This window comes from Lactobacillus apis, assembly GCF_002837055.1.
In the GTDB taxonomy this organism is placed as follows: Bacteria; Bacillota; Bacilli; order Lactobacillales; family Lactobacillaceae; genus Lactobacillus; species Lactobacillus apis.
This window is the reverse complement of sequence record NZ_PDKP01000026.1, coordinates 1-6,213: the sequence shown is the minus strand read 5'-3', so window position 1 is coordinate 6,213 and position 6,213 is coordinate 1. Positions and strand designations below refer to the sequence as shown.

The window sequence follows — 6,213 nt, the reverse complement described above, 5'->3', positions numbered from 1 at the left end:
TATGTTACAGGTCAAGTTTACGGCGTAACCGGTGGACAACCAATTAATTAAAAATATAGCTAAAAAACGTTTCTACATAGCTTAGTGCTTATGTAGAAACGTTTTTGTATGGTTTGCTTTTTGAATTACCTTTGGGTATATTGGGTAATAATATAATGTAATAAGTTAATAAGGAAAATTCAAATGACTAACAGTATTTTTAAAAAAATTGACCAATTATCGCAGGCTAATGCAGAAATAATTGCTAATGATTGGCATTACGAGGGTGAATATTCTTTTTATGATATGGAAAATGATCAAGAAGATTATGACGAAATAATGTCTCAAGAATTAAGAAGTGATCACTATTATCAGGTTTTAGACGGTGACAATAAATTAGTTGCATTCTTTTGTTTGGAGCCAGATGATCAAGATTCAATGAAAGCTGAGATAGGACTTGGCTTGGCTCCATCTTTAACAGGTCATGGTTTAGGAAAAGAGTTTATAAAGGTTATTGAGGACTATGTGAAGCAAAACTTTGCTTTTAAAACTTATATTTTGTCTGTTGCGGAATTTAATAAGCGTGCAATTAAGGTTTATCAAAAAGCTGGTTATCAAGAAACTGGTTCGGAAAACGTTCATACCAACGGTGGTATTTACAAATTTATTATTATGACTAAAAGCGTTTAGCTTTTCTCAATTTATTTAGCTAAAAAGAGAGTATGATAATGGAGAAAAAAGTAGAACAATTTTGGCGTACCTTTTGCAAGAAGCATAACTTGGGAGAGGATACTAAAGTAGATGCGTGGGCATTTGGAGCAAGTAAGGAAGAAGCGAATGAATTAGCAGACTTAGTAAAAAGAGGTATTAAGACTGCAACAACTGCAGCATTTTTCCCAGAAAATGAGATGCCAAGTGTTGGCGACTGGAATATTATCCTTGATTGGAATGGTAATCCCGTTTGCGTGATTCAGGACAAGGTAGTTGAAGTTATTCCATACAATCAGATATCTGCAGAGCATGCATATCATGAAGGTGAAGGAGATCGTAGCTACCAGTATTGGCGTGAAGTTCATGATCAATTTTTTGAAGCGGAATTTGCAGAAAGTGGACAGAAGTTTTATCCTCAGGCACCAATGATCTGTGAAGTCTTTGAAAAAGTTGATTAAATTATAGCAAGCTTTACGTAGCGTATTGCAATTCAGCTATTTTTACAAACCACTAGTCGATTAGACCAGTGGTTTTTGTTTTAAAGAAAACTACATTATTTCCTAGGGAATAATATCCCCAAAGAAATCGTTACAAACTATTAAAGTAATATATCAATCAAATCACAACATAGTTCAGGCTTGTGCATGTATAATATATTAAAAGTAGGTTGATTTTTGATTGGGGGGAAAAGATGAGTAAACCAATTATCGGCATTGCTGGTTCAGAAATAAGAGATGCAGAAGGGCCATTTTATGGATATAGACGTAGTTACGTTAATGAGGACTATGTTGATTCTGTCGTTCAAAATGGTGGAATTCCTTACATTATCCCCTTTACTGCAAATGATGAGGTTGTTATAGGCCAAATAGAACATGTTCAAGGACTTATTTTATCTGGTGGACATGATATTGATCCACATTTATATGGTGAAGAACTGCNTATTAAAAGTAGGTTGATTTTTGATTGGGGGGAAAAGATGAGTAAACCAATTATCGGCATTGCTGGTTCAGAAATAAGAGATGCAGAAGGGCCATTTTATGGATATAGACGTAGTTACGTTAATGAGGACTATGTTGATTCTGTCGTTCAAAATGGTGGAATTCCTTACATTATCCCCTTTACTGCAAATGATGAGGTTGTTATAGGCCAAATAGAACATGTTCAAGGACTTATTTTATCTGGTGGACATGATATTGATCCACATTTATATGGTGAAGAACTGCAACCAAAGATAGGTGAAATTTGGCCAGCACGTGACCATTTTGATATGTTATTGTTAAAAATTGCGGAAGAAAAAGGTCTCCCAATTCTTGGGGTTTGCCGTGGGGCTCAACTAATTAACGTTGCTCACGGTGGTAACTTATATCAAGATGCGGGTTATCGCAAAGAAAAAACTTTAAAGCATAATCAAGGCCATACACCTGATTTACCAACGCATGGCGTTAAGCTTAAAGAAGGTAGTTTACTTGCACGGACAATAGGTAAAACTGAGTTCTTAGTTAATTCATTCCATCATCAGTTGATTAAAGATGTTGCACCGGATTTGCGCGAAGTTGCGACTGCAACTGATGGTGTCCCAGAGGGCTTAGAAAACGAGCAGGGCAATATTTTGGCAGTTCAGTGGCACCCTGAGATGCTGCATAAAAATCCCAACACGCCTTATATGAATAATCTATTTAAATTTGTTGTTGAAAATGCTAAGTAAGAAAGGCTAACTATCGTGAATACAAGTAAGGATACAGAACGAGCAAATGACAAACTAGGCTTCTGGTCAATTGTTCTTTTAGCAATCAATTCTATTATTGGCTCAGGTATTTTCTTAACACCGGGAAGTGTAGTTAGCCAAGCGGGTAGTAAATCTCTAGTTGTTTATTTAATTGCAGCAATTTTTGCCGCAATTCTGGCGATTTCTTTTTCAGCAGCGGCTAAATATGTGACAAAATCGGGCGCTTCGTATGCCTATTCCAAGGCGGCCTTTGGTGATAACGTTGGCTTTTATGTCGGCATCTTGCGTTACTTTTCTGCCAGCGTGGCGTGGGGCGTAATGGCTGTCGGTGTAATTAAGTCAACCATTTCGATTTTTGGCGGCAATCCCGATAGCGTTATGAACGTTACAATCGGGTTTCTAGTTTTGATGCTGCTAATAACAATTATTAACTTGTTTGGACAAAAATTTGTTAAGTTTGTAATGAATATTGCCACTGCAGGTAAGTTATTCGCCTTGGTTTTAATTATTGTTGCTGGAGTTGTTCTATTACTTACAACAGGAGCCTCACATAATTTGGCGATGGTTGATCAAATTACGCAGAATGGCCATAAGATTGTTCCGACATTGACAACTACAGGTTTTGTAATGGCTATTGTGTCAGCTTTTTATGCTTTTACAGGCTTTGAATCTGTACCTTCAGGTTCGGATGATATGCAAGAGCCCGAAAAAAATCTACCAAGAGCAATACCATTAGCAATTTTTGTTATTGCTGCAATTTATATAGGGGTTGTTGCAGTTGGACTTGTTCTCAATCCGAAAGCTTTGATGACAACTAAGCAGGTTGTGGCAATTAGTGCAATTTTTGACAATGAGATCTTACGGGACGTGATTTTAGTTGGTGCCTTGGTATCGATGCTTGGCATCAATGTTGCTTCCAGCTTCAATGCACCGCGAATTTTAGAGGCAATGGCACGTGAAAAGCAGCTGCCGTCATCATTAACTAAGAGAACGAAAAACAATTTTCCAATTAGGACATTCTTTATTTCTGAAGCGTTAGCGATTTTGGTACCACTGGCATTCCAATATAATATGGTTAACCTAATTACATTAAGTGCAATGGTTAGGTTCTTAGGCTTTATTATTGTACCGTTAGCAGTCATTTGCTTCTATTTTGGCAAAAATAAAGAGCAGGTTTTACCAGCACCAAAAAATGTTTGGACTGATATCGTAATCCCAATATTATCAATTATTGTCGTTATTTTTTTACTAGTTAAATATAATTGGCAAGCACAATTTGGCATTATTAAAAATGGCCAAGTTGTTGGTATTAACTGGTATGCGATTTTGATGATGGTCTTTGGCTTTATCATCTTGCCACTTTTGATGTTCTTATTCACTAGAAATAAAAATAAATAAATACTATTCTTTTTAAAAGACATTATTTTATCTTGGAGGTTGTTATAATTGAGAAAAGTACTTTTAAAAGTCGTAATGGCTATTGCTATATGTTTTGGTTTAACTACTAGTACGAATGGTATTTTGAATATTGACATTAGCTCCATTCACACTGTTAGTGCAGTTGATAGGAATAGATGGCATAAGGGCATGCCAAAGAAGTTATTGGGGAAGTGGCATGGAAATGGTATGACTCTAATAGTAAGTAATAAGCATGTCTATTTTGTTCCTGATAGTGGAGCAAGTGTTTCAAAAGTTAAAAAGTTAGTTTCCAAAAAAGTTGGACCTAGTGTTTATAAATATAAAATAACGTGGGCTGAAGGCTCAAATTATATAGGAACTCTAAAATTAGTTAATTCAAATTTACTTAAATATAATGGTTACTATTTAAGTAGACAATGATATATTCTTTGAGTGTCATAAAAAAGCAGTTCTTGTTATCAGAACTGCTTTTTTACTTATTTAATTAATGATGCTTTTTCTTTAATTGGAAGTAATGAACAATGCTGTAGCAGAACAGAACTGCCATACCAATTCCAGCCATTGTCATGTCAGAACGAGGAGTTCCACCGCCAAAAGTTGTACCTAACCAGTTAACAATTGTTGGTGAAGCGGCACAACCAATATTAACTAGGATTAAGGTAATGGTTGTTGCGAAGTTGACGGAGTTCTTTGGAGCTGCTTCATCAAGCCAGTTAAAGATATAAGGTACGGACAAACCGAAGCCAGCACCTAAAACAATAACGGCTACAACTAACATTGGTAAGTTAACTGCGTAAGCAATTGCCAATAAACCAGCAACTTGTAAGAATAAACCAATTGGTAAAATTAAATCCTTTAATTTCTTCTTTAAAAGACCGTAGCACATTCCAACAGGAATACCGATTAAAGTAACTACACTTGAAACAAAGGCAATTTGACTAACACTAGCAAGTTTTTGGCTTGTAGCAAGTTGTGGTAACTTGAATGACATTGGCATAAAGAAGACATACATAAAGAACATAATGATTGCTATTTCAATTACAGCACCATTAATCTTGTTTTCTTCTTTAGTAGCAGGTTGCGCTTCTGTATCGACGCTTTGTGATTGTCTAGGTAATTTAACCACGCAGCCAAATAGCAATAGAATTGGCAAAGCAGCAAAGTAAATTGCAAAAGTAGCGTGCCAACCATTAACAGCTAATAAGCCAACACAGAATGAAAAGATTGCTGCACCGACACTACCCATTGAGTTTTGGAAACCAAGCATTGATGATAGTTCATCGCCTTGGTAAAACTTCGATAATAAACTAACGGCTAATGAGTTGAATAAACCAATACCAGCTCCCAATAAGAAACGAGAGATTAAAATTGTTGTGTATCCTGTTGCATACATTGGGTATGTTCCAGCTAATAGAGCAATTACTAACCCAGTGATAACAGTGTTTTTAGTACCGATTAGTTTAATTAAAAATGGACTTATGATTAGTCCGATAACTATTCCGATGTTTGGAATTGTACTTAATGTTTCAACAGCAGCCCGTGAAACGCCAGGAAATGACGAGTACATTAGGGGCAATACTGAGGAAATTTGCGGCGCAATCATCAATAATAAGGATATTGATAATAAGGCGACTTTGAACAACCCAGATTTTGGATTAACTTTTTTCATGTTAAGTTCCTCTATTCTCTAACTTTTATTGTATTCGCTAATATTATACTTACTTTTTGATTAACAAATAGCGCTTTCAGTCACCTTAATCTGGCGCTGAGGAACCTTCGCGTATTTGTCTGCTGGTTTGTCCGTAATTGTTAACCATTGCACGGTTAAGTGATCTAACACCACTGAAACCATTATTCATGGCAACTGCAGTAAAGGTATTTGTAGTCGTAGTAAGTTCTTGGTAGGCTTTTTGTGCACGATAATTTTTGATGTATTCTCCTAAAGTACACCCCATATTTTCGCGAAAAATTCGTTGGAGATATTGACGTGCCAAATGACAAGAATCCGCGATCTCTTGAAGAGAAAAGGGTTCTTGATAGTGCCCTTGGATATAGTCAAGCGCGTTACGCAAATGTCCAGTGATGACTAAATTGTGTGACAACTGGCTGTTATTTTTACGAGGTTTCAAAAAGTACTTAAGTAGTGTTTCAAGAACTTGATAGCTAAGGATAGTTAACTCAATATTTTTAAAATTACTCTCTTTACCTAGCTTAATATCAGTAATTTGCGTAAGAAGATCTTGTAAATGGTGATATTGAGCTACTTGCTGAAGTGATAACTTGCTTAGTGAACCAAGTTCAAAAAAATATTGATCAATTTTAGGAAACACTTGTAAGACCAGTGGATAGGGGAAGAGAAGCGTCAACATTAAGTCGTC

7 protein-coding genes and 1 pseudogene are annotated in these 6,213 nt (G+C 36.0%); 6 read left to right on the top strand and 2 right to left on the bottom strand.

The genetic code is table 11. From position 1 onward, the window contains the following. The first annotated feature begins 183 nt into the window (after window positions 1–183). The 6 genes and pseudogenes from CRG87_RS07355 to CRG87_RS07330 all read left to right on the top strand — a co-directional run bounded on the left by CRG87_RS07355 (window position 184) and on the right by CRG87_RS07330 (window position 4,255). A complete protein-coding gene (locus CRG87_RS07355; protein ID WP_074426204.1) occupies window positions 184–669 on the top strand; it encodes a GNAT family N-acetyltransferase in 486 nt (161 codons plus the stop codon). 38 nt (window positions 670–707) lie between these two features. After that, on the top strand, window positions 708–1,148 hold the full coding sequence (locus CRG87_RS07350) for an ASCH domain-containing protein (RefSeq protein WP_046307988.1): 441 nt from the start codon (window positions 708–710) through the stop codon (window positions 1,146–1,148). A 233-nt stretch (window positions 1,149–1,381) separates the two neighbouring features. Beyond that, window positions 1,382–1,624: pseudogene (locus CRG87_RS07345) on the top strand (gamma-glutamyl-gamma-aminobutyrate hydrolase family protein); the annotation flags it as partial. A gap of 42 nt (window positions 1,625–1,666) precedes the next feature. Continuing rightward, window positions 1,667–2,395: a gamma-glutamyl-gamma-aminobutyrate hydrolase family protein gene (locus CRG87_RS07340; protein ID WP_074426205.1), complete on the top strand. Its 729-nt coding sequence runs from the start codon at window positions 1,667–1,669 to the stop codon at window positions 2,393–2,395. Between the two features lie 15 nt (window positions 2,396–2,410). Further along, complete coding sequence (locus CRG87_RS07335) at window positions 2,411–3,814, top strand: APC family permease (protein WP_074426206.1); 1,404 nt, start codon at window positions 2,411–2,413, stop codon at window positions 3,812–3,814. Window positions 3,815–3,862: 48 nt separating this feature from the next. Then, the gene (locus CRG87_RS07330) at window positions 3,863–4,255 is read left to right on the top strand and encodes a hypothetical protein (protein ID WP_074426207.1); all 393 of its coding nucleotides are present in this window, start codon (window positions 3,863–3,865) and stop codon (window positions 4,253–4,255) included. A 64-nt stretch (window positions 4,256–4,319) separates the two neighbouring features. Here CRG87_RS07330 and CRG87_RS07325 read toward each other — a convergent pair whose 3' ends face one another. Together CRG87_RS07325 and CRG87_RS07320 are read right to left on the bottom strand one after the other, a co-directional pair. Beyond that, window positions 4,320–5,504, bottom strand: coding sequence for an MFS transporter (locus CRG87_RS07325; protein ID WP_074426208.1), 1,185 nt, complete (start codon window positions 5,502–5,504; stop codon window positions 4,320–4,322). Window positions 5,505–5,589: 85 nt separating this feature from the next. Continuing rightward, the coding region (locus CRG87_RS07320; protein WP_101138721.1) for an AraC family transcriptional regulator at window positions 5,590–6,213 on the bottom strand (624 nt) is incomplete at its 5' end.

What these genes read in the sequence shown, in the direction of transcription:
- CRG87_RS07340 (WP_074426205.1), top strand. Translation starts at nt 1,667, where the DNA reads ATGAGTAAACCAATTATCGGCATTGCTGGTTCAGAAATAAGAGATGCA.
- CRG87_RS07350 (WP_046307988.1), top strand. Translation starts at nt 708, where the DNA reads ATGGAGAAAAAAGTAGAACAATTTTGGCGTACCTTTTGCAAGAAGCAT.
- CRG87_RS07325 (WP_074426208.1), bottom strand. Translation starts at nt 5,504, where the DNA reads ATGAAAAAAGTTAATCCAAAATCTGGGTTGTTCAAAGTCGCCTTATTA.
- CRG87_RS07355 (WP_074426204.1), top strand. Translation starts at nt 184, where the DNA reads ATGACTAACAGTATTTTTAAAAAAATTGACCAATTATCGCAGGCTAAT.